Source organism: Nesterenkonia pannonica, assembly GCF_019575955.1.
GTDB lineage: Bacteria > Actinomycetota > Actinomycetes > Actinomycetales > Micrococcaceae > Nesterenkonia > Nesterenkonia pannonica.
On sequence record NZ_CP080575.1, the window covers coordinates 2,453,533 to 2,475,025 of the forward strand.

The 21,493-nt window shown below is 66.7% G+C and carries 17 protein-coding genes and 12 pseudogenes; 11 read left to right on the top strand and 18 right to left on the bottom strand.

Annotation, left to right across the window (positions count from 1 at the left end; translation table 11 throughout):
• Positions 1–23: 23 nt before the first annotated feature.
• The 6 genes and pseudogenes from ehuA to purL all read left to right on the top strand — a co-directional run.
• Positions 24–788 carry an ectoine/hydroxyectoine ABC transporter ATP-binding protein EhuA gene (ehuA, locus tag K0H76_RS17625; RefSeq protein ID WP_258933853.1) on the top strand — a complete coding sequence of 255 codons (765 nt, stop codon included), beginning with the start codon at positions 24–26 and terminating at the stop codon, positions 786–788.
• A 79-nt stretch (positions 789–867) separates the two neighbouring features.
• Positions 868–2,148 (top strand): annotated as a pseudogene (locus tag K0H76_RS17630) (aspartate kinase).
• A 257-nt stretch (positions 2,149–2,405) separates the two neighbouring features.
• Complete coding sequence (locus K0H76_RS17635) at positions 2,406–3,086, top strand: NAD(P)-binding domain-containing protein (RefSeq protein ID WP_258933854.1); 681 nt, start codon at positions 2,406–2,408, stop codon at positions 3,084–3,086.
• A gap of 26 nt (positions 3,087–3,112) precedes the next feature.
• Complete coding sequence (gene purS, locus K0H76_RS17640; protein WP_258933855.1) at positions 3,113–3,370, top strand: phosphoribosylformylglycinamidine synthase subunit PurS; 258 nt, start codon at positions 3,113–3,115, stop codon at positions 3,368–3,370.
• Positions 3,371–3,387: 17 nt separating this feature from the next.
• Positions 3,388–4,150, top strand: a pseudogene (gene purQ, locus K0H76_RS17645) (phosphoribosylformylglycinamidine synthase subunit PurQ).
• A gap of 11 nt (positions 4,151–4,161) precedes the next feature.
• Positions 4,162–6,382: pseudogene (purL, locus tag K0H76_RS17650) on the top strand (phosphoribosylformylglycinamidine synthase subunit PurL); the annotation flags it as partial.
• Between the two features lie 134 nt (positions 6,383–6,516).
• Here the strand turns inward: purL and K0H76_RS17655 are convergent.
• The 12 genes and pseudogenes from K0H76_RS17655 to K0H76_RS17710 all read right to left on the bottom strand — a co-directional run bounded on the left by K0H76_RS17655 (position 6,517) and on the right by K0H76_RS17710 (position 13,339).
• Positions 6,517–7,468: pseudogene (locus K0H76_RS17655) on the bottom strand (L-lactate dehydrogenase).
• Positions 7,469–7,630: 162 nt separating this feature from the next.
• Positions 7,631–8,843: pseudogene (locus tag K0H76_RS17660) on the bottom strand (alanine:cation symporter family protein).
• Between the two features lie 44 nt (positions 8,844–8,887).
• Entirely contained in the window at positions 8,888–9,253 is a 366-nt protein-coding gene (locus K0H76_RS17665) for a hypothetical protein (RefSeq protein ID WP_258933856.1), read from the bottom strand.
• A 174-nt stretch (positions 9,254–9,427) separates the two neighbouring features.
• Positions 9,428–9,679, bottom strand: coding sequence for a hypothetical protein (locus K0H76_RS17670; protein WP_258935464.1), 252 nt, complete (start codon positions 9,677–9,679; stop codon positions 9,428–9,430).
• Positions 9,604–9,867, bottom strand: coding sequence for a hypothetical protein (locus K0H76_RS17675; RefSeq protein WP_258933857.1), 264 nt, complete (start codon positions 9,865–9,867; stop codon positions 9,604–9,606). The genes K0H76_RS17670 and K0H76_RS17675 overlap by 76 nt, the downstream gene beginning before the upstream one ends.
• Positions 9,868–9,874: 7 nt before the next feature.
• Positions 9,875–10,351: pseudogene (locus K0H76_RS17680) on the bottom strand (hypothetical protein).
• Complete coding sequence (locus K0H76_RS17685) at positions 10,318–10,548, bottom strand: hypothetical protein (protein WP_258935465.1); 231 nt, start codon at positions 10,546–10,548, stop codon at positions 10,318–10,320. The pseudogene K0H76_RS17680 and the gene K0H76_RS17685 overlap by 34 nt, the downstream one beginning before the upstream one ends.
• 1 nt (position 10,549) lies before the next feature.
• Positions 10,550–10,873 carry a hypothetical protein gene (locus K0H76_RS17690; RefSeq protein ID WP_258933858.1) on the bottom strand — a complete coding sequence of 108 codons (324 nt, stop codon included), beginning with the start codon at positions 10,871–10,873 and terminating at the stop codon, positions 10,550–10,552.
• Between the two features lie 90 nt (positions 10,874–10,963).
• Positions 10,964–12,487, bottom strand: a pseudogene (gene gatA / locus K0H76_RS17695) (Asp-tRNA(Asn)/Glu-tRNA(Gln) amidotransferase subunit GatA).
• 10 nt (positions 12,488–12,497) lie between these two features.
• Positions 12,498–12,796 (bottom strand): annotated as a pseudogene (gene gatC, locus K0H76_RS17700) (Asp-tRNA(Asn)/Glu-tRNA(Gln) amidotransferase subunit GatC).
• Positions 12,797–13,039, bottom strand: a complete 243-nt coding sequence (locus tag K0H76_RS17705) for a SpoIIE family protein phosphatase (RefSeq protein ID WP_258933859.1) — start codon at positions 13,037–13,039, stop codon at positions 12,797–12,799. It abuts the pseudogene before it with no gap.
• A 93-nt stretch (positions 13,040–13,132) separates the two neighbouring features.
• A complete protein-coding gene (locus tag K0H76_RS17710; protein ID WP_258933860.1) occupies positions 13,133–13,339 on the bottom strand; it encodes a hypothetical protein in 207 nt (68 codons plus the stop codon).
• 70 nt (positions 13,340–13,409) lie between these two features.
• Here K0H76_RS17710 and K0H76_RS17715 point away from each other — a divergent pair, with 70 nt between their 5' ends.
• Positions 13,410–13,598: a hypothetical protein gene (locus tag K0H76_RS17715; protein WP_258933861.1), complete on the top strand. Its 189-nt coding sequence runs from the start codon at positions 13,410–13,412 to the stop codon at positions 13,596–13,598.
• 17 nt (positions 13,599–13,615) lie between these two features.
• Here the strand turns inward: K0H76_RS17715 and K0H76_RS17720 are convergent.
• The 5 genes and pseudogenes from K0H76_RS17720 to K0H76_RS17740 all read right to left on the bottom strand — a co-directional run bounded on the left by K0H76_RS17720 (position 13,616) and on the right by K0H76_RS17740 (position 16,522).
• Positions 13,616–14,703: pseudogene (locus K0H76_RS17720) on the bottom strand (adenylate/guanylate cyclase domain-containing protein).
• A gap of 227 nt (positions 14,704–14,930) precedes the next feature.
• The gene (locus K0H76_RS17725) at positions 14,931–15,392 is read right to left on the bottom strand and encodes a PH domain-containing protein (RefSeq protein ID WP_258933862.1); all 462 of its coding nucleotides are present in this window, start codon (positions 15,390–15,392) and stop codon (positions 14,931–14,933) included.
• Positions 15,359–15,634 carry a hypothetical protein gene (locus tag K0H76_RS17730; RefSeq protein WP_258933863.1) on the bottom strand — a complete coding sequence of 92 codons (276 nt, stop codon included), beginning with the start codon at positions 15,632–15,634 and terminating at the stop codon, positions 15,359–15,361. Before K0H76_RS17730 ends, K0H76_RS17725 begins: the two co-directional genes overlap by 34 nt.
• A 32-nt stretch (positions 15,635–15,666) precedes the next feature.
• Complete coding sequence (locus tag K0H76_RS17735; RefSeq protein WP_258933864.1) at positions 15,667–15,939, bottom strand: hypothetical protein; 273 nt, start codon at positions 15,937–15,939, stop codon at positions 15,667–15,669.
• Positions 15,908–16,522 carry a biotin--[acetyl-CoA-carboxylase] ligase family protein gene (locus K0H76_RS17740; RefSeq protein WP_258933865.1) on the bottom strand — a complete coding sequence of 205 codons (615 nt, stop codon included), beginning with the start codon at positions 16,520–16,522 and terminating at the stop codon, positions 15,908–15,910. The genes K0H76_RS17735 and K0H76_RS17740 overlap by 32 nt, the downstream gene beginning before the upstream one ends.
• A gap of 113 nt (positions 16,523–16,635) precedes the next feature.
• Here K0H76_RS17740 and K0H76_RS17745 point away from each other — a divergent pair.
• The 4 genes and pseudogenes from K0H76_RS17745 to K0H76_RS17760 all read left to right on the top strand — a co-directional run bounded on the left by K0H76_RS17745 (position 16,636) and on the right by K0H76_RS17760 (position 21,063).
• Positions 16,636–18,234 (top strand): annotated as a pseudogene (locus K0H76_RS17745) (acyl-CoA carboxylase subunit beta).
• A gap of 24 nt (positions 18,235–18,258) precedes the next feature.
• Complete coding sequence (locus K0H76_RS17750) at positions 18,259–18,732, top strand: hypothetical protein (protein WP_258933866.1); 474 nt, start codon at positions 18,259–18,261, stop codon at positions 18,730–18,732.
• Positions 18,648–19,142: pseudogene (locus K0H76_RS17755) on the top strand (Maf family protein); the annotation flags it as partial. The gene K0H76_RS17750 and the pseudogene K0H76_RS17755, both read left to right, overlap by 85 nt.
• Positions 19,143–19,283: 141 nt before the next feature.
• Positions 19,284–21,063, top strand: a pseudogene (locus K0H76_RS17760) (ATP-grasp domain-containing protein).
• On the opposite strand, the gene K0H76_RS17765 reads toward K0H76_RS17760, so the two are convergent.
• Positions 21,026–21,382 carry an MTH1187 family thiamine-binding protein gene (locus K0H76_RS17765; RefSeq protein ID WP_258933867.1) on the bottom strand — a complete coding sequence of 119 codons (357 nt, stop codon included), beginning with the start codon at positions 21,380–21,382 and terminating at the stop codon, positions 21,026–21,028. The pseudogene K0H76_RS17760 and the gene K0H76_RS17765 overlap by 38 nt on opposite strands.
• Positions 21,383–21,493 lie beyond the last annotated feature (111 nt).

Below are 21,493 nucleotides of genomic sequence, written 5' to 3' on the forward strand. Positions count from 1 at the left end.
CCGGGAGCCTCAGCACGAATCCGGTGATCGAGTTCGTAGACGTCGAGAAGCGATTCGGCGACAACATCGTCCTCAAGGACCTGAACTTCTCGGTGGCCCGCGGGGAGCGGGTGACCCTCATCGGTCCCTCCGGCTCCGGCAAGACCACCATTCTGCGTCTGGTGATGACGCTGGAGGAGCTCACCGGCGGCTACATCTACATCGACGGCGATCCGCTCACCCACGAGAGCCGCGGCGGCAAGCGGGTGCCGGTGACGAAGAAGCAGCAGAAGAGGCTCCGCACCCGCATCGGCATGGTGTTCCAGCAGTTCAACCTGTTCCCGAACATGACGGTGATGGAGAACATCATTGAGGCGCCGGTCCACGTCCTCGGCCGCTCCAAGAAGGAAGCCACGGAGAAGGCCCACAGCCTGCTCGAGCAGGTCGGACTGCCCGACAAGGCCGACGCCCACCCCACCTCGCTCTCCGGAGGGCAGCAGCAGCGCGTGGCCATTGCACGGGCCCTGGCAATGGACCCGGAGATCCTCCTGCTGGACGAGGTCACCTCCGCCCTGGACCCCGAAGTGGTCGGCGATGTGCTCAACATCCTTCGCGGCGTCGCCGACGCCACGGACGTGACCATGCTGATCGTCACCCACGAGATGAGCTTCGCCCGCGACGTCTCCCACAAAGTGATGATGTTCGACGGAGGGCGCGTCGTGGAGGAGGGGCACCCGGAGAAGATCTTCACCAGCCCGGAGCACGAGCGCACTCAGCGGTTCCTCTCCGCAGTGCTCGGGGACAGATGAGCACGCCCATTATCACGTTCGGCGTCACGACGCACAGCTCCCAGTCAGCTTTCCCGCAGAGTCAGTACACTGCGGTTCCATGAGTCTTATCGTTCAGAAGTACGGCGGCTCCTCAGTCCAGGACGCCGAGTCCATCAAGCGGGTGGCCCGGCGGATCGTAGACACCAAGAACGCGGGCAACCGCGTCGTGGTGGTGGTGTCAGCCATGGGCGACACCACCGACGACCTGCTCGACCTGGCCGCAGACATCTCCGAACAGCCTCCGCTGCGTGAGATGGACATCCTCCTCTCCTCGGGCGAGCGCATGTCTATGGCGCTGCTCGCCATGGCCATCCACGAGCTCGGCGAGCGGCGCAGTCCTTCACCGGCTCGCAGGCCGGAATGATCACCGAGCCCCACCATGGCAAGGCGAGGATCATCGAGGTCTCCCCGCCCGCGTCAAGGAGTCTGTGGACTCCGGCCACGTCAGCATCGTGGCGGGCTTTCAGGGATGTCCCGCGAGTCCAAGGACATCACCACCATGGGACGCGGCGGCTCCGACACCACAGCGGTGGCTCTTGCGGCAGCCCTGGACGCCGACGTGTGCGAGATCTACTCGGACGTCGACGGCGTCTTCACCGCCGACCCGCGAGTGGTGAAGTCCGCCCGCAAGCTCGATGTGGTCACCAGCGAGGACATGCTCGAAATGGCCGCGGCCGGGACCAAGGTGCTTCACCTGCGCAGCGTCGAGTACGCACGCCGCTTCGGCGTGAAGCTGCACGTCCGCTCCTCCTTCTCCGACAAGGAGGGCACCTGGGTCATCCCGGATGAGAAAGACAAAGTCACCCTCAAGGAAGGCGATCCCTTGGAACAGCCCATCATCACCGGCGTCTCCCACGACGCAACCGAAGGCAAGCTCACCATCACCGGCGTCCCGGACGTGCCCGGAAAGGCTGCCGAGATCTTCAACCACATCGCCGGTGCGGGCATCAACATCGACATGATCGTCCAGGACGTCTCGGTGGAGCAGCAGACCACCAACATCTCCTTCACCCTCCCGGGCTCCGACGGCGACAAGGCTCAGCGGATCCTTCTGGAGCACAAGGACGTCATCGGCTTCAAGGAGCTGAGCTTCGTGCCGCAGGTCGGCAAGGTGTCCCTGGTGGGCGGCGGCATGCGCAACCACCCCGGCGTCTCGGCGCGGTTCTTCACCGCGCTGCGCGATGCCGGCATCAACATCGGCCTGATCTCTACCTCAGAGATCCGCGTCTCAGTGATCACCGACATTGAGCTGCTCGACAAGGCGGTCGCCGCGATCCACACCGCCTTCGGGCTCGACTCCGATGAGGAAGCGACCGTCTACGCCGGCACCGGGCGCTGAGACCCTCAGCTCACGACGACGAAGGGCCGGGAGGATGTCCTCCCGGCCCTTCGTGCTCAGCGCGATGCGATTCAGCTCCATCTTAGCTGCCGCTCAGCCTCCTGTCAGCCGCCGCCTCCGCCCTGAGCAGTGCCTGAATCCTCCTCGACGCGTATTCTTCTGCCCATCGACCGCTTGCGGGAACAGGATGCGTCGCCTCCGCGTTGTGCTGCGACAGACCATTTCAAATTTTGAATAATCACCGTCGAGGGGATCACATGGGAGAAGGACTGAGCATCGGCATCCTGGGCGCAGGGCGCGTCGGCACCGCGGTGGCGCGGCAGGCCATTCGAGGCGGCCACAGCGTGAGGATCGCAACATCCAAGCCTGCGGACGAGATCCGGCTGCTGACCGAGGTCATCGTCCCCGGCGCCCAGGCCGTCGACAGAGAGGCGCTGCGCGGGTCCGACATCATCGTTGCCGCCGTGCCGCTGCACAAGTACCGCAGCATCGCCGCCGACGTGCTCCAGGGCCACATCGTCATCGACACCATGAACTACTGGGCGCCGGTGGACGGGGTGATGGACGAGTTCGAGGAGAGACATCGACCTCTGAGGTCATCGCCGAGTTCCTCGGGGACGTTCGCCTGGTCAAGACGCTCAATCACATCGGATACGGGGACCTCGAAGTCGACTCCCACGCCGCAGGGGACCCGAACCGCAGGGCCCTGGCCCTCGCGGGCGACGACCACCAGGCCAAGAGCCTGGTCACCGAGTTCATCGACTCGCTCGGCTACGACGCCATCGACGCTGGACCGCTGGCAGCCGGCAGAGCCTTCGAGAACGGCACCGAGATCTTCAACGGCAGGCACACTCAGGACCAGATGGCGGCGCTGCTGGACCGTCGGGTCTCCGCGACTCCCGAAGCGAGCCTGGATCACCGCTAGACTTGTGCGGTAATCCTTGAGCTACCGCAGGAGACACCAGTGCCGAGAATCGTCGTCGAGGTCATGCCCAAGCCTGAGATCCTGGATCCGCAGGGCAAAGCCATCGTCAGCGCCATGCCCCACCTGGGCTTCACCAGCTTCAGCTCGGTGCGCCAGGGAAAGCGGTTCGAACTGACGGTGGAGGGCGAGGTGACCGAAGAGATCCTCGAGTCAGCCCGAAGCGCCGCAGCAGACATGCTGTCGAACCCGGTCATCGAAGACGTCGTCTCCGTGCAGGTCGAGGAGGATGCCTCTTGAGCTCGGCCGCCCCGCTGATCGGCAGCGTCAGCGCCCAGCCTGCGGAGGCGCTGGACGGAGCCCGCATCGGGGTCGTCACGTTCCCCGGCACCCTGGACGACGGAGATGCCGCTCGCGCCGTCCGCCTGGGAGGCGGCAGTGCGGTCCCGCTGTGGCACGCGGACCAGTCCCTGCACGGCGTGGACGCGGTCGTCCTGCCCGGAGGGTTCTCCTACGGCGACTACCTGCGCGCCGGAGCCATCGCCCGCTTCGCACCCGTCATGGAGACCCTGGTGAAGGAGGCGGGCGCTGCCTCGACGTCCTCTGCCCCCTCCCGGTGCTCGGCATCTGCAACGGGTTCCAGATCCTCACCGAGGCGCACCTGCTGCCGGGATCCATGATCAAGAACGACCACCTGAAGTTCATCTGCTCCGAGCAGGCCCTGCGCGTGGAGAGCACCCGGACGGCGTGGACCAGCCAGTTCACCCAGGATGAGATCATCGCGATCCCGCTGAAGAACCAGGACGGCCAGTACGTCGCCTCATCCGAGGAGCTCGAGCGGCTCGAGGGCGAGGGGCTCGTCACCTTCCGCTACGTGGGCGGAAACCCCAACGGCTCGCGCAACGACATCGCGGGCATCAGCAACGCAGCCGGAAATGTGGTGGGGCTGATGCCCCACCCCGAGCACGCCATTGAGGCTTAGGCTACGGCCCCGACGACGCCACAGGGATGCGCAGCGGAACGGACGGGCTGACCCTGTTCACCTCCGTGCTCTCGTCCCTTGCAGGAGGATCCCAGTGACTGAGCAGAGCGTGAGCGAGCAGACCTTCAACATCGACACGGTCGACCACGCCGCATCCACCCCGGACGACGAGCTCCCGTGGGCCGATCTGGGCCTGAAGGACAACGAGTACACACGCATCGTCGACATCCTCGGCTTACGCCCCACCGCGGCAGAGCTGGCCATGTACTCCGTCATGTGGTCGGAGCACTGCAGCTACAAGTCGTCCAAGGTGCACCTGCGCCAGTTCGGCGAGAAGGTCACCGAGGAGATGAAGCGCGACCTGATGGTCGGCATCGGCGAGAACGCCGGCTGTCACCGACCTCGGCGACGGCTGGGCCGTGACCTTCAAGATCGAGTCGCACAACCACCCCAGCTACGTGGAGCCCTACCAGGGCGCCGCGACCGGCATCGGCGGCATCGTCCGCGACATCATCTCCATGGGCGCCAGACCCGTAGGAGTCATGGACCCTCCGGTTCGGAGCGATCGATCACCCCGACACCCAGCGGGTGCTGCCCGGCGTGGTCTCCGGGATCGGCGGCTACGGCAACTCGCTGGGCCTGCCCAACATCGGCGGCGAGGTCGTCTTCGACGAGATCTACCAGCAGAACCCGCTGGTGAACGCTTTGGCCGTGGGCGTCATGCGGCACGAGGACCTGCGTCTGGCGAATGCTTCCGGCGTCGGCAACCGCGTCGTGCTCTTCGGCGCGCGCACCGGCGGCGACGGCATCGGCGGCGCCTCCGTGCTCGCCTCCGAGTCCTTCGACGACTCCAAGCCCTCCAAGCGCCCGGCTGTGCAGGTGGGCGACCCTTCGCTGAGAAGGTCCTCATCGAATGCTGCTTGAGCTCTTCAAGGGCGAGCTCGTGGAAGGCATCCAGGATCTGGGCGCGGCAGGCATCTCCTGCGCCACCAGCGAGCTGGCCTCCAACGGCGACGGCGGCATGCACGTGGAGCTCACCAACGTGCTCCTGCGGGACCCCACGCTCACGCCCGGGAGATCCTCATGTCGGAGTCCCAGGAGCGGATGATGGCCGTCGTCACTCCCGAGAACGCCGAAGCGTTCGAGTCGGTCCTGGGCACCTGGGGCGTGGAGTACTCGTGGCTGGGCGAAGTCACGGACACCGGTCGGCTCGTCATCGACTGGAACGGGGAGACCATCGTTGACGTGGACCCCCGCACGGTGGCTCACGACGGACCCGTCTACGAGCGGCCATACCACCGTCCCGTGCGGCAGGACGAGCTGCAGGCCGACACCTTCCGGTCCTCCGAGGCCTCCGCCGACCTGCCCGCCTCCGCGGAGCAGCTGGGCGAGACGGTGGTGGAGCTGATGTCCCAGCCGAACATGGCTGACGTCTCGTGGATCACCGACCAGTTCGACCGCTTCGTGCGCGGAAACACCGCACTCGCAGCCCGACGACGCCGGTGTCATCCGCGTCGATGATGAGACGGGGCTGGGCGTCGCCCTGGCCACCGACTGCAACGGCCGCTACGCCTACCTGGACCCCTACGAGGGTGCGCGCGCCGCCTTGGCCGAGGCCTACCGGAACGTGGCCACATCGGGGCCGTGCCGATGGCCGTCTCGGACTGCCTGAACTTCGGCTCCCGGAGGACCCGGCGATCATGTGGCAGTTCGCCGAAGCTGTCCGCGGCCTGGCGGACGGCTGCATGGAGCTGGGCATCCCTGTCACCGGAGGAAACGTCAGCCTGTACAACCAGACCGCAGGGCGTGCCATTCACCCGACTCCCGTGGTGGGCGTGATGGGCAGGTTCGACGACGTCAGCCGTCGCACCCCTCAGGGCACCAACGCTGGGCCGACGGCCAGGCCGTCTACCTGCTGGGCGTGACCCGGGACGAGCTCGACGGCTCAGAGTTCGCACGGATGCGCGGACACCTGGGCGGCACTCCCCGCGGGTGGACCTCGCAGCGGAGAAGACCCTGGGCGAGCTCCTCATCAACGCGTCCCGCGACGGCATGGTCGACGCGGCCCACGACCTCTCCGAAGGAGGCTTGGCGGCCGCGCTTGCGGAGATGAGCCTGCGCTTCGGCGTCGGCGCCCGAGTGGCCATCGACGACCTCTGCGAACGCGACGGCGTAGACGCCTTCACGGCGCTGTTCAGCGAATCGCAGGGCCGTGCGCTCGTCGCCCTGCCGCGCTCGGAGGAGCTGCGCTTCACCGATATGACCAGCGCCCGCGGGTTCCCGCGCTGCGCATGGGAGTGGTCGATGCGGAGTCAGGCGGCCTGGAGATCTCCGGGCCCTTCGAAGGCGGCAGCTTCGGCATCGCCCTCGACGAGCTGAAGGACGCGTGGAGCAGCGTGCTCCCCAGCACTTCGACACTCTTCAGCAGGCCACGGAGGCCGTGCGCCAGGAGCCCTGAGCCGTCTCAGACGCCCAGGGACGCCTGCACTGACTTCAGCGCCGCAGCGGAGGCCTGCAGCTGCTCCGCCTCCTCCGAGGAGAACGGGGTGCTGCGGACCGGCTCTGCGCCCCGGCGGACACCACGGAGGGTATCGACAGGGCTGTGCCTTCAATGCCCAGGAACCCGTCGAGCACGCTGCTGACCGGCAGGATCGCATGCTGGTCCTGGAGGATGGCCTCCACGATCCGCACGGCGGAGAGCCCGATCGCGTAGTTCGTCGCGCCCTTGTTTACGATCACCTGGTAGGCGGCGCTGCGCACCTGGTCGGTGAGCCCATCGAGCTCGTCGCGGCTGAACACGGGCGCACCGTCACGCTCCCAGTCCAGCAGCGGGGTGGCCCCGATGCTCGCCGCTGACCAGAGGGGAAACTCCGTGTCCCCATGCTCGCCGACGATGTGCGCGTGCACGCTGGACTGCGCGACTCCTGCCCTCTGCGCCAGCTTCCATCGCAGACGTGCCGTATCGAGGACCGTTCCGGAGGAGAAGACCCTCTGGGAGGCAGTCCGGACAGAGACTGAGCTGCCACGGTGAGCACATCACAGGGATTGGTCACGAGCAGGTAGATCGCATCCGGGGCCCGCTCCAGCAGCTGCGGCATCATCTGCCGCAGAATCTCCACATTCGTGCCCGCCAGGTCCAGCCGGGTCTGGCTTAGGCGTGCTGCTTCGCGCCTGCGGTCACGACTACGATGTCGGCTCCTCGATGTGGGCCAGGTCAGCCCCTCCGGCGATGTCGGTGGCGCCGGTGAACTGGCTGCCGTGAGCCAGGTCCAGCACCTCAGCCTCCACCTTGGCCGCGTCGATGTCGTAGAGCCGCACATGACGGGCGGCACCTCGGATCATGGCGGCATAGGCCGTGGCGGTCCTGACGCTGCTTACCCGACGATCGCCAGGGTCGAGTTCTCAATCGCACTCATAGGCTCAGCTTGGCACACGCTCTGCCCGCTGAGGAAGACCTCAGGCTCCGCGCTGCTACGCCCCCATGCGGCGGCACGCAAAGGGGCGGCGAGCCCCTTTCGTCTCCTCGCAGAGAGGAAGACGTGGGGAGCTCACCGCCCCTTGTGCGGCAGTGCTGAGGATCAGACGCGCGTGCTGTCCTCCAGCGGAGCCGGGTCCTCGAGCAGGCGGCCTGCCTTGCGGTCGGCCACGTACTGCTTGACCTCTGCCTTGACCTTCGGCGCCAGCACCACCAGGCCGACGACGTTGATGAAGATGCAGAGGAACAGTGCCGCGTCGGCGAACTCCAGGATGGAGCCGAAGCTGGTCAAACAGCCGAGCACCACGAACACCAGGACGAGCGCCCGGAAGATGTTGTCCTTCACCGGCGACTTGCCGAACACGTGGCGCCACGCCTGCGCCGTAGTAGGCCCAGGTCACGATGGAGGAGAACGCGAACAGTGCCACACACAGCAGAAGCACGATCGGGAACCAGCCCATCACAGTGGCGAACGCAGCCGAGGTGTCAGCCACAGAGCCGACCTGCTCGCCCTCTGCGTGCATCTCGTTGAAGGCGGGGTTCTGCATGCCGATGATGATGACCAGGGCGGTCATGGTGCAGACCACCACAGTGTCGATGAACGGCTCCAGCGACGCGACGAAGCCCTCTGAAGCGGGCCGACGCGTCTTGGCCGCAGAGTGGGCGATCGGCGCCGAGCCGATGCTTACCTCGTTGGAGAACGCAGCGCGCTGCGCACCCATGATGATGACGCCGAGGATGCCGCCTGCGATGCCCTCAGGGTTGAACGCTCCGGTGATGATGATGCCGATAGCGTTCGGCACTTCGGTGATGTTCACCAGAATGACGATGAGGGCGCCGACGACGTAGATGATGGCCATGGCGGGGACCAGCCGGGAGGTGACCTTGCCGATGGACCTGATGCCGCCGATGATGACCAGGCCGACCAGGAAGGCGAAGATGATGCCGAAGATCAGTGCGCCTGCGGTGGAGGTGAAGAAGTCCTCCAGGGCGGTGCCGCTGAAGTACTGGGTCGAGACCGCCTGAGCCTGCGTCATGGTCTGGTTGGTCTGGTACATGCCGCCGCCGCCGATGCCGAAGGCGATGATGGCGAAGGCGAAGATGCCCGTGATGACCGCGACCACCGGCTGCGGCAGCTTGCCGAATGCGACCTTCAGATACTGGAAGGGACCGCCGTGGACGATTCCGTCCTCATCGATGTAGCGGTACTTCACACCCAGCGTGGCTTCGACGAATTTGGTGGCCATGCCGCACAGGCCGATCAGAATCATCCAGAAGGTGGCGCCGGGGCCGCCCAATGAGATGGCTGCGGCCACACCGGCGATGTTTCCGAGTCCGACCGTGGCCGAGAGGGCGGAGGTCAGGGCCTGGAAGTGGGGACCTCGCCGGGGTCGTCAGCACGCGAGTACTTGCCGCGGACCACTTCAAGCGCGGTCTTGAACCCGGTGAACTGGACACCCTTGAAGTAGATGGTGAATCCGATGGCCGCCAGGACGGACCATACGACCACCAGCAGAATGCCCTGGCCGTCGTACTCAGGTCCCCAGAAGATGATGCTGCCGAACCAGTCGGCGACGACGCCGAAGTTGCTGTCAATCTGACATGCGACGTCATCGAGGAAAGTTTCTCTGACGGCCGGGTCGCAGGACGCCGGGTCAGTCTCGGGGTCGAAGCCTGCGCCGGTGTCGGCGTCGGCTCCTTCAGCCAGGAGAGTCCCTGTGCTCATATCGTTCTCATCCCCTCGGATGTGGTGGTCGAGTGATGCAGCTGAGAGGGTTTTCACAGCATTGCGCCAAAGAGTACCGAATGAGCTGTTTCAAATGCGTTACTAAATGAAAGAGATCCAGGTCACACCCTACAGGCGGTCCTGGATCCTCCGAGCGGCAGTGCCGAGCACCGTTCAGCCTTCTATGCCGAGCCTCTCCAGCACGATGGCACGCACCTTCCCCGCGTCGGCCTGGCCCTTCGTCTCCTTCATGACGGGGCCGATGAGCGCGCCGACGGCCTTGAGCTTCCCGCCCCTGACCTTCTCCACGACGTCAGGATTCTCGTCCATGGCCTTCTCCACAGCGGCTGTCAGGGCGCCATCGTCTGAGACCACCTCCAAACCACGGTCCGAGACGATCTCTGCCGGAGTGCCCTCACCGTCCACGTGATGCTCGAGCACCTGCCGGGCAAGCTTGTCGTTGATCCGCCCTCGTCGATGAGCTGGTGAAGCTCCACGATCGTGGCAGGCGTGACGCCCAGCTCGACGGGCTCCACGCCTCGAGCGTTCGCCAGGCGGGAGATCTCGCCCATCCACCACTTGCGGGCCGTGGCCGGGCTCGCCCCGTGGGCCACCGTCTCCTCAATCTCGTCGAGGAGGTCGGCGGCGACGACGTCGCGGAACTCCTTGTCGGCATAGCCCCATGCCTCGCGCAGCGCCTCCGGCGGGCTGCGGGCGGCTCAGGAGCTGCGCGCGAAGCTCCTCGACCCATGCTGAGGTGGTCACGATCGGAACCAGGTCAGGCTCCGGGAAGTACCGGTAGTCATCCGCATCAGACTTGGGCCGCCCGGACGACGTGGTCCGGGACGTCTCCAGCCAGTGGCGCGTCTCCTGGACGATGCTGCCGCTTACCAAGGATCAGGCATGTGGCGCCGGATCTCATAGTGGACCGTGTGCTCGACGGCGCGCATGGAATTCACGTTCTTGGTCTCAGAACGTGTGCCGAACGTCTCCGCCCCCGGGGCATCAGGAGACGTTGGCGTCGCAGCGCACGTTTCCGTGCTCCATCTTGGCGTCGGAGATATTCAGCGACCTGACGATGTCGCGGACGGCGGCCACGTAGGCGCGTGCGATCTCGGGGCCCTCCTGTTTACTCCGGCGATCGGCTTGGTGACGATCTCGATCAGGGGAACGCCGGTGCGGTTGTAGTCGACGAGCGAGTAGTCGGCCCCCTGGATGCGGCCCGAGGTGCCCGCGTGGGTCAGCTTGCCGGCGTCCTCCTCCATGTGCGCACGCTCGATCTCCACGCGGAAGATCTCACCGTCGTCGAGCTCGACGTCGAGCCATCCCTCGTAGGCGATGGGCCTCGTCGTACTGGGAGGTCTGCCAGTTCTTGGGCAGGTCCGGGTAGAAGTACTGCTTCCGTGCGAAGCGGCAGTATTCGGCGATGGAGCAGTTCAGGGCGAGCCCCAGCCGGATGGCCGACTCGACGGCCTTGCCGTTGACCACCGGCAGGGTGCCGGGGAGGCCGAGGTCGACCTCATTGACGTTGGTGTTGGCCTCGTCGCCGAATGCGTTCGGAGCCGAGGAGAACATCTTGGACTTGGTGTTCAGCTCGACGTGCACTTCGAAGCCGAGCACCGGCTCGTACTTCTCGAGCGCCTCATCGAAGCTCAGGAGCGGCGTCGACGCGCGCTGCGGCGTCGGCCTGCGCCGTGGGTGTCTCGGTCATCACTTGACCTCCTCGAGGTCGGGGATCTGCTGCCAGATGGCTTCGCCCTTCTCGCCCAGCAGGTGCTCCAGGGCGCCCGCTGCGTGATAGGCACGAATGTCCTGGCGCGCGGGGGCGAGGAACTGGATTCCGACGGGCAGACCCTCGGCCAGTCCGGCGGGAATGGAGATGCCGGGGATGCCGGCGAGGTTCGCTGGGATCGTCGCGACGTCGTTGAGGTACATCGCCAGCGGGTCGTCCATCTTCTCGCCCAGCTTGAACGGCACCGTGGGCGCCGTGGGGCAGATCAGCACGTCGGCCTCCTCGAAGGAACGGTCGAAGTCCCTCTGGATGAGCGTCCTGATCTTCTGAGCCGAACCGTAGTAGGCGTCGTAGTAGCCCGCCGAGAGGGCATAGGTTCCGAGCACGATCCGGCGCTTGACCTCTTCGCCGAAGCTTACCGCACGGCTGGCAGCCATCACGCGCTCGATGGTGATCGGCCCTCCTCGGGCAGCGCACGGCTGCCGTACCGGACGCCGTCGTACCGGGCCAGGTTGGAGGATGCCTCCGACGGCATGATCAGGTAGTACGCGCCCAGGGCGTAGTCGAAGCTCGGGCAGTCCACCTCGACGATCTCCGCTCCGGCTTCGCGCAGCGAGTCCAAGGACGACTGGAACGCGTCGAGCACGCCCTGCTCGTAGCCCTCGCCGTGGGACAGCTGCTTGATGACCCCGATGCGCATTCCGGTGATGTCGTGGGTGCTTGCGGCCTTCGCGAACTCCGGGACGTCATCCGGCAGTGAGGTGGAGTCCTTCGGGTCGTGTCCCCGATCAGTTCGTGGAGCAGAGCGGCGTCCTGCACGGTGCGTGCGCACGGACCGATCTGGTCCAGCGAGGAGGCCATGGCGATGGCCCCGTACCGCGACACGCCACCGTATGTGGGCTTGGTCCCCACGGTTCCGGTGAACGCGGCTTACTCCCTGATGGAGCCGCCGGTGTCGGTGCCCAGCGCCAGAGGAGCCTCGAAGGCGGCGACCGCTGCGGCCGAACCGCCTCCCGAGCCTCCGGGATTCGGCTGACGTCCCACGGGTTGCGCGTGATTCCGTAGGCCGAGTGCTCGGTGGAGGATCCCATGGCGAACTCGTCAAGGTTGGTCTTTCCCAGGATGGGAAGCTTCGCCTCACGGATCTTCTCGATGACGGTGGCGTCGTAGGGGCTCATCCATCCTTCGAGCATCTTGGACGCCGCGGTGGTGGGCTGGCCCTTGGTCACGATGAGGTCCTTCACCGCGATCGGCACGCTTACCAGCGGGTGCAGCGCCTCGGCCTCCGGGCCTCCGGCCTCACGGATGCGGTCCACCTCTGCCGCGACCTCGAGGGCCTCCTCGGAGTTGACGTGCAGGAACGCATTCACAGTGGGCTCCACCTCTGCGATGCGGTCCAGGTGGGACTGCGTGAGCTCCACCGACGTGATCTCGCGGGAGAGGAGCTTCGAAGCCATCTCGACGGCGGTGAGCCTGACGAGCGGGTGTGCTTGAACGGTCATGTGTAGAGGATCACTCCTGATCGAGAATGGCAGGAACCTTGAAGCGGCCGTCTTCGGCGTCGGGGGCGTTGGCCAGAGACTGCTCCGGGGTGAACGTGTGCCCGATGACGTCGTCGCGGAAGACGTTGGTGAGCGGAATGGGGTGGCTGGTGGCGGGATGTCCTCACCAGCGGCCTCCTGGACCGTCTTCACCGCATCCACAATCTCAGCCAGCTCAGCGACCGTGCGGTCAAGCTCACCCTCAGTCATCGCGATGTGGGCAAGCTTGGCAAGATGCTCGACGTCGGCGCGCGAGATCTCCTCTGACATTCAGTTCCCTTCTTTGACGTCTACGAGTACGACCGTGACATTATCCCTGCCGCCCGAGCGCAGGGATCGGTGTATGAGCCAGTCCACGGTCTCCTGGGCGCTGTGATCGGCGTTGAGGATCGCTGCGATCTGCTGATCCGTCAGCTCGCCGGTGAGCCCGTCGGAGCAGATCAGGAGCCGCTGGCCCGGAGTCACGGTGGCGGTGGAGAAGTCGGCGCCCCAGACGTCGCCGCCCCAGGGCACGAGTGATGACGTTGCGCTGCGGGTGGCTGTGCATCTCCTCCGCGGTGATCATCCCGGAGTCTACGAGGTCCTGGACCTGCGAGTGGTCCCTGGTCAGGCGGATGAGCGCCCCGTCGTTGAGCAGGTAGGTGCGGGAGTCCCCGATGTTGAAGACCAGCCACTGCCACTGGGAGGAGCTTCCTCCGGTGGGGCCTCCACCACGGCAGCCCCGGAGAGGGTGGTGCCTGCCTTGGAGTCGGTCGCCTGCCGGATCCGGCGGTCTGCCTCGTCGAGGAACTCCTGGATCTCCGACTCGCTCACCTCGCCGCGCGCACGCTCCCAGCCTTCGGCCAGCGCCTGACGGCGAGGAGGAGGCGACTTCGCCTACCTCATGGCCGCCCATGCCGTCGGCGACGGCGAAGAGGCCGTCGGTCACCACGTACGAGTCTTCGTTGAGCTCACGGCGCAGCCCTACGTGCGAGCCGTAACCGTAGTCGACGTACGGCCCCTGGAGGGCTTCGGTGCTGTCGTCGCTCAGAGTCACTCTCCCATCTTGTCACGGATCGTTGCCGGTCTGTGATGCTCCGGCACCTCCTGTTACCAGGCTGTGATGTCCGCCTCGTCGAGCATGATTCCGCCGCCTTCGGAGCGGAGCAGCATCGATGGCACGACCTCTCCGAAGCCGCGCACCACTCGTGGGTGCTGCGGCACCAGCAGGTATGAATCATTCTCCTCCAGGGCATCGGCAGTGGCGGTGTCCACCAGCACCGTGCCTGGATCGGCGAGCGCGGTGAGCCGTGCCGCCAGGTTCACGGCCTACCATAGATATCGCCCATGCGGGAGAGCACCCGGCCCCACACCACCGAGACCCGGGCCTGGGGCAGAACGTCGTCGGCTGCGATCGCCTCCGCCAGGGCCAGGGCAATCTCCGCCCCCGCCTCGGGAGTCTCGGCGTTGTAGAAGACCTCGTCCCCACGGTCTTGACCAGCCGTCCGCCGCCGATGCTGATGATCTCGGCGCACTTGGACTCGAACCGCTGGACCATCTGGGCCAACGTGCGCTCGCTCATCTGCCGCGACAGCGAGGTGTAGGAGACCAGGTCGGCGAAGCCCACGGCGCGGGCCAGAGGGAGGGATGCGTCGGTGGCCTGCTGCGCCCCCGACCCCGCTGAACGGCTGCCAGCCCGGACTCCACGCGGACCGTCAGACGCTGGAGGCCTGCTGAGAGCTGGCGGCGCCAGGCGTAGGACATCAGCCGCTGCAGCGGCTCGATCAGCTCGGGCAGCGTCTCGACCACGTGCGTGCGCGCTTCGGCGTCGTCGTAGTCCTCGTTGGCGATCTTGTCCTCGACCAGCGCTTCGATCTGCCAGACCACCATGCGGTCAGTGGTCTGCCCCACCGATCGGGTGAGGCTGATGGCCGTCTCCTCGTTGAGCAGCCCCCGTCGGACGAGATCGACCATGGTGGTCAGCGCCTCTGCGTCCGCCGCGGTGAAGGCTCGCACCTCGTCCTCGAGGTTGGGAATCCCAGGGCCCGCCACAGCTTGCGTGCCGACCGGGTGGAGACACCCATGTGCTCCGCCATCTCGCGGTACGTCAGGGTGCGCTCGGCGCCGAGGAGGCGGGTCTCGAGATCCCGGATGCGCCGATGCCATGTCCGACTCACGGTGTCGGCCTCGACCTGCATAGGAGTGGGCACCGGGATGGCGGCGGTCTCCGGATGGCGCGCGTAGTCATCCTCGGGCTCGTCAGCGAGTCCTGCGCCGGAGAAGGCTCCAGCCTCCGACGTCTGGGACAGCCCCGGATTCGCGGAGGCTGCTGCGGCCGCAATCTCGGCCGTCCCCTCTGCTTGGGGGCGGAAAGTCCGACCAGTCGGCCCGAGCCGCCTCGAGCTCCTTGTCGGTGAAGGAGCGCTTACCACTGCATCCATGACACCGGTCTCCCCGGCCATGTAGTCCGGGCCGGGCTCAGTAGCCATGACCGGCCGCGTAGGGGTGCGCCCGCATCTGAGCAGGCGAGAGCTGTTCGGGCTGGGGCGGCCCGGCGGAGGGCCCCGTAGCCGCCGAACGGCTGGTGGGCACCCATGTGCTGGCGGGCCGCCTGGCGGCGGTAGTCCTGAAGCTGCTGAGCCACCAGCCCGTGGAGGCGGGCGGCGTCGGGCATGTCCTTCAGCTTGGTGCGCTGGTACTGGTCGTACGCACCGTGAGTGAGGACGATGTCGCCCGCGTCGAACATCTCCTGGGCCTTCGACTGCCGCCAGTCAGCGCCGGTCACCAGCCCCAGGGGAACCACGACGGCGTTGGCCCCGCCGACGATGTTCTTCTGCACCACCCGATGGGTGGTCAGGTATGTGAAGCGATTGAGCCAGCTGAGCACCGGCTTGATCGCGCCGAAGAGAAGAAGGAGTCCCCCACCGCCCACACGATGAAGATCCCGATGTGGCTGTAGTGCTGCACGAAGGCAGGCTGCGACGGCCGCCCCAAGTAGCCGATGAGGAACATCATGACCGCGATGGTCGCCAGCATGCTCACCAGCGGCGGGATCAGGGCCCGGAAGTGGGCGCGCGCGCGGACCACCACCTGCTCGTCATCAACAAGCTTCAGCAGCACCGAAGGCACCTCCTTCACGGGTCTTTGGGTCTGAGAGCAGTCTACGTGTCGCGTCTGAGATGCACGACGTCTCCGGCGTAGAAGCTCCGGGGCCCCTGCGCCGTCTCCACGGTCAGGGCCCCGTCCTCCTCCACGCGCGCGGCTGTGCCCATCACCCGCTCCTCGCCGGGGAGATGGACTCTCACCTGCTGGCCGATCGTGCTGACCCTCTCCACGATCATCGGCCGTACCGGCGCGATGTCACCGGCGCGCTCCGACAGAGCGCTGAGGCGCTGGAAACGGCTAAGCCACGCAATGAGGAGGTCGGTCCTCACGTCGTCGGACAGAGGAGCCCGACTCTCGAGCAGCAGGGATGCGGCGGTCTCGGTGGGCAGGTCCTCCTCGCCCAGCAGGACGTTGATGCCGCAGCCGACGATGACAGCGTCCCGCGCACCGGGGAGCAACCGCCGCACTCCCCGCGATCTTGCGGCCCGGCTCATCGCGTGCCGCCCCTATCAGCACATCATTGGGCCATTTGAGCGACGCATCGAGACCGTAGTCCTCCTCGAGGGTCTGCACGAGCGCGAGTCCCGAGACCAGGCTCAGCCAATGCCGCTGCGACGCAGGAAGAGAGGGCCGAAGCACCACAGAGGTGGAGAGGCTTGAGCCCCGCGGGGATGCCCAGGCCCGTCCTGTGCGGCCGGTTCCCGCCGTCTGCTCCTCCGAGGTCAGCACCGACGCGTGAGGCCACTGCTGGGCGAAGTCCTCCCGACGAGCCGCCTCAACAAGGTCCGCGGTGGTGGAGCCCGTCGAGTCCACCCGCACCACGCGGCTGCAGACCCCGGAGCCGACCAGCTCTCGCTGCAGCCGCCCCTCATCAAGCGGCGCCCACGCCCGCACCGACTCCCTGCTCTCCATGACGATCACATTAGACGGTCCGCAAGATTTGTAGGGGTCCACAACGGAGCACTGTGATGCGGTGCATAGACTGACGTCAGTTTTGTGGATTTCCGACGAAAGCGCGTGCTGATATGACCCCTGAGCCCGACTTGAAGACGACCGTAAGCAAGCTGGCCGAGTTCCGCCGTCGTCGCGACGAGTCCCTGGCCCCCGCGGGTCAGGCCGCCGTGGAGAAGCAGCACAACCGCGGCAAGCACACCGCCCGGGAACGGGTGGAGATGCTCCTCGACGAGGGCAGCTTCGTGGAGTTCGATGCGCTCGCTGTGCACCGCTCAACATCGTTCGGCATGGACGCCAAGCACCCCATCGGCGACGGCCTGGTCTCCGGGTACGGAACCGTCGACGGAGCCTGACGGCGGTCTACTCGCAGGACTTCACCGTCTTCGGCGGATCTCTCTCGAAGGTCAACGGCGAGAAGATCGTCAAGGTTCAGGAGTTCGCAGCCCGCAACGGCTGCCCCGTCATCGGCATCAACGACGGCGGCGGAGCGCGCATTCAGGAGGGCGTGGCCTCCTGGCGATGTTCGCCGACATCTTCCGCAACAACGTGCACTCCTCCGGCGTCGTCCCGCAGATCACCCTGATCATGGGACCCTCGGCCGGGGGTGCGGCCTACTCGCTTACGCTGAACGACTTCATCATCATGGTCGACAAGACCAGCCACATGTTCATCACCGGCCCAGACGTGATCAAGTCCGTCACCGGTGAGGACGTCGACATGGAGTCCTCGGCGGTGCCCGCTCGCACAGCACCACCACCGGCACGGCCAGCTACATGGCCCAGGACGAAGAGGACGCCATCGAGTTCGCCAAGGAGCTCCTCGAGTTCCTTCCGCTGAACAACCTGGCAGAGGCCCCCGTGGACCAGGAGGCTCTGGACGCCTATGAGACCCGCCCCAAGGTGGAGCCTGAGGATGAGGCCCTCAACGAACTCGTCCCCGACTCAGCGTCTGCCCCTATGACATGACGGAGCTGGTCGAGCAGATACTCGACGACGGCCACTTCCTGCAGCTGCAGCCGATGTACGCGCCCAATGTGATGATCGGGTTCGGCCGCGTCGAAGGACGCAGCGTCGGCGTGGTCGCCAATCAGCCGTCCCAGTTCGCCGGCACCCTGGACATCTCCGCCTCGGAGAAGGCTGCCCGCTTCGTCCGCTTCTGCGACGCCTTCAACATCCCCGTGCTGACCTCGTGGACGTCCCCGGCTTCCTGCCCGGCACCGACCAGGAGTGGAACGGGATCATCCGTCGCGGCGCGAAGCTGCTCTACGCCTACGCTGAGGCGACCGTTCCCAAGATCACCGTCATCACGCGCAAGGCATTCGGCGGCGCATACATCGTCATGGGCTCCAAGAAGCTGGGCGCCGACGTGAACCTGGCGTGGCCCACCGCCCAGATCGGCGTGATGGGAGCCCAGGAGCGGTCAACATTCTCCACCGCCGCGACCTGGCGCAGACCGAGAAGAGCGGCGGCGACGTCGAGGCGCGGCGCACCGAGCTGATCGACGACTACGAGGCCGAGCTGCTCAACCCCTACCAGGCCGCCGAGCTGGGCTACATCGATGCGGTCATCGAACCTGCGGAGACCCGCTGGCAGGTGGCCAAGGCGCTGCGAGCCACCTTCCACAAGCGTGAGACCCTCCCCGCCAAGAAGCACGGGAACATTCCGCTGTGAGCGCCCTGGATTCCGGAAGCGGGCTTGCCGCAGAGACTCTCACCGGCGAGGCAGCGGCTGACGCTACCCGAGGAGGTAAGCGCGGGTCCCGACGAGCCCCAGCTGAGCATCACCGGGGCGCAGCTGTCGTACGAGGAGACGGCCGCCGTCGTCAGCGTGATCGCCTCACTCGCCGGGGCGGACAGCGACGAGAACGGAGATGCTTACCAGACCGGACCCCGGGACCGCCGTCTGCAGCGTCGTCGCAGCCTGACCTTCAGCCGCATCGGACTGTGGGGCGCCCGGGCCCAGAGTCCTGGAGAAGCGCAGGGGTCCCCGATGAGCGCCCGAGCGAACCGCCCGCGGCTCATCCTCGCCTCCGCGTCCCCAGCCGACGGCAGATCCTGTCCGATGCTGGCATCGACTTCGACGTGGTGGTCTCAGACATCGACGAACGCATCCTGGTCGAGCAGGCGGTGGAGGCGGGCGGCCCGGTCTCGCTTACCGAAGAGGCCCTGATGCTCGCCCAGGCCAAGGCCGAGGACGTCGCCTCCCGGCCCGAGGCTCGCGGAGCCTTCGTCCTGGGCTGCGACTCGGTCTTCGAGCTGGAGGGCGTCGCCTACGGCAAGCCCTACGACGTGGAGACCGCAGTGGCTCGCTGGCACAGGATGCGCGGAACCACCGGCACCCTGCACACCGGCCACTGGCTGGTGGAGGCGACGCCCCACAGCTCCAAGGCCCGCCACTGGGCCGGGGCCGGGATGGAGGTCCTGCTGGGATCGACCCCGGGCGACACCGGCCAGCTCGAGGCGGCGGCGGAGACCGTCTCCTCAGACATCACCTTCGGCCGCCCCAGCGACGAGCAGGTCCGCGCCTACTGCTCCTCCGGAGAGCCGCTGCACTGCGCAGGAGCCTTCACCCTCGAAGGCGGAGCGGCCGCATTCATCGACCACGTCGACGGCGATCGGGACGCCGTCATCGGGGTCTCCCCGCGGCTCTGGCACGACTGCTGGAACGGATGGGCCGCACCGTTCAAGACTTCCGCAACGACACGACGAAGGACGCCTGAGATGACCGAGTTCTCCAAAGTACTGATCGCCAACCGCGGGGAGATCGCGGTGCGCATCATCCGCGCCGCCCACGACGAAGGCCTCCTGGCCGCGGCGGTCTACGCAGAGCCCGACCGCGACGCGGTGCACGTGCACCTGGCCGACGAGGCCTACGCACTCGGCGGAGAGTCTGCTGCGGAGTCATACCTCAGCATCGAGAAGATCATCGACGCCGCCCGTGCCACCGGCGCCGACGCCGTGCACCCCGGCTACGGATTCCTCTCCGAGAACGCCGACTTCGCCCAGGCCGTCATCGACGCCGGGCTGGTGTGGATCGGGCCCTCCCTGCGGCGATCAGCAAGCTCGGCGACAAGGTCACCGCCCGCCAGATCGCCGAGAAGGTCGGCGCCCCTCGCGCCCGGCACCAAGCAGCCTGTCAAGGACGTCCAAGAAGTGCTGAAGTTCGCCGACAAGCAGGGCCTGCCGATCGCCATCAAGGCAGCCCACGGCGGCGGCGGCCGGGGCATCAAGGTGGTCCGGGAGCGCGACGAGATCGTGGAGCTCTACGAGTCCGCGGTCCGCGAGGCCACCGCCGCCTTCGGCCGGGGCGACTGCTTCATCGAGAAGTTCCTCGACCGGCCCCGCCACGTGGAGACCCAGTGCCTGGCCGACGCCCACGGAGATGTCGTGGTCGTCTCCACCCGCGACTGCTCGCTGCAGCGGCGCAACCAGAAGCTGGTCGAGGAGGCGCCTGCTCCGTACCTGTCGCGGCAGCAGACCAGGCAGCTCTACCGAGCCTCGAAATCCATCCTCAAGGAGGCTGGATACACCGGCGCCGGGACCTGCGAGTTCCTCATCGGCCAGGACGGCACTCTGAGCTTCCTCGAGGTGAACACCCGGCTGCAGGTGGAGCACCCCGTGACCGAAGAGGTCACCGGAATCGACCTGGTCCGCGAGCAGTTCCGCATCGCACGCGGAGAGAGGCTCGGCTACGACGACCCCGCGGCACGGGGCCACAGCATCGAGTTCCGCATCAACGGCGAGGATGCTGGACGAAACTTCATGCCCGCCCCGGAAGCCTGGACCGCTTCGACGTCCCGTCCGACCTGGCGTGCGCGTGGACTCGGGGGTGCGGGCCGGAGAGACGATCTCCGGGAGCTTCGACTCCATGGTGGCCAAGCTGATCGTCACCGGCCTGACCGCAGGCAGGCCCTGCAGAGGGCGTCGCGCGCGCTGCAGGAGATGCAGGTGGAAGGCATGCCCACGGTGCTTCCTTCCATCGCCTGGTAGTCAGGGACGAAGCCTTCGCTCCTGAGCTGAGCGAGGAGTCCCCTGCCTCCTTCAGTGTGCACACCCGCTGGATCGAGACTGAGTTCGACGGTGAGATCACGCCGTTCAACGCCCTGGCCGCCCACGCCGGAGGGTCGGAGTCCGAGTCCCGCGAGGACGTGGTCGTCGAGGTCAACGGCAAACGAGTCAGCGTCTCAGTCCCCAGCAGCCTCGCCAACGGCAGACTCGGGGCGGCGCGTCCGTGAGCTCCAAGAAGGCGCGCCGCAAGCGCACAGCCGCGACGACGGCGGCAAGCGGAGACGCCCTCACCTCGCCCATGCAGGGCACTGTGGTGAAAGTGGCCGCATCAGACGGCGACATGGTCGCCGAGGGCGACCTCGTCGTGGTGCTCGAGGCCATGAAGATGGAGCAGCCGATCTGCGCCCACAAGTCCGGAAAGCTCAAAGGCCTCAAGATCAAGCCGGGAACTGGCGTCAAGGGCGGCGACACCATCGCCACCATCGAGGACTGAGGCCAGCCGGGGCTATTCGCCCAGCTTCTGCTCCACACGCCTCGACCTTGTCCCTGAGCTGGTTGGTGTAGCCGGGACGGATGTCTGCCTTCACGACCAGGCTCACCCTGGGCGAGACAGCCACTACGGCGTCGGTGGCCTGCCTGATCACGGAGAACACCTCGTCCCACTCGCCCTCGATCGTGGTGAACATGGACGTCAGCTCGTAGGGCAGGCCTGACTGCTTCACCACCTTCACTGCTGCCGAGACGGCGTCGCTGACTGAGCCGTCGTCGGAGGCCGAGGCGGAATCTGGGGCAACGGAGAATGCAGCTAACATGCCTGCCAGGCTACTCGGGAGTTCAGGCATGAGGAAGGCCCCGCCCCGCTGGGGTGGAGGCCTTCCTCATCGCAGGAGCGCCGCTCGCCGATCAGGCCGAGAGCTTCTCCT

Coding starts and splice junctions, on each gene's coding strand:
- K0H76_RS17715 (WP_258933861.1), top strand. CDS start 13,410: ATGGCCGCCCATGCCGTCGGCGACGGCGAAGAGGCCGTCGGTCACCAC.
- K0H76_RS17635 (WP_258933854.1), top strand. CDS start 2,406: ATGGGAGAAGGACTGAGCATCGGCATCCTGGGCGCAGGGCGCGTCGGC.
- K0H76_RS17665 (WP_258933856.1), bottom strand. CDS start 9,253: ATGAGCACAGGGACTCTCCTGGCTGAAGGAGCCGACGCCGACACCGGC.
- K0H76_RS17765 (WP_258933867.1), bottom strand. CDS start 21,382: ATGTTAGCTGCATTCTCCGTTGCCCCAGATTCCGCCTCGGCCTCCGAC.
- K0H76_RS17740 (WP_258933865.1), bottom strand. CDS start 16,522: ATGGAGAGCAGGGAGTCGGTGCGGGCGTGGGCGCCGCTTGATGAGGGG.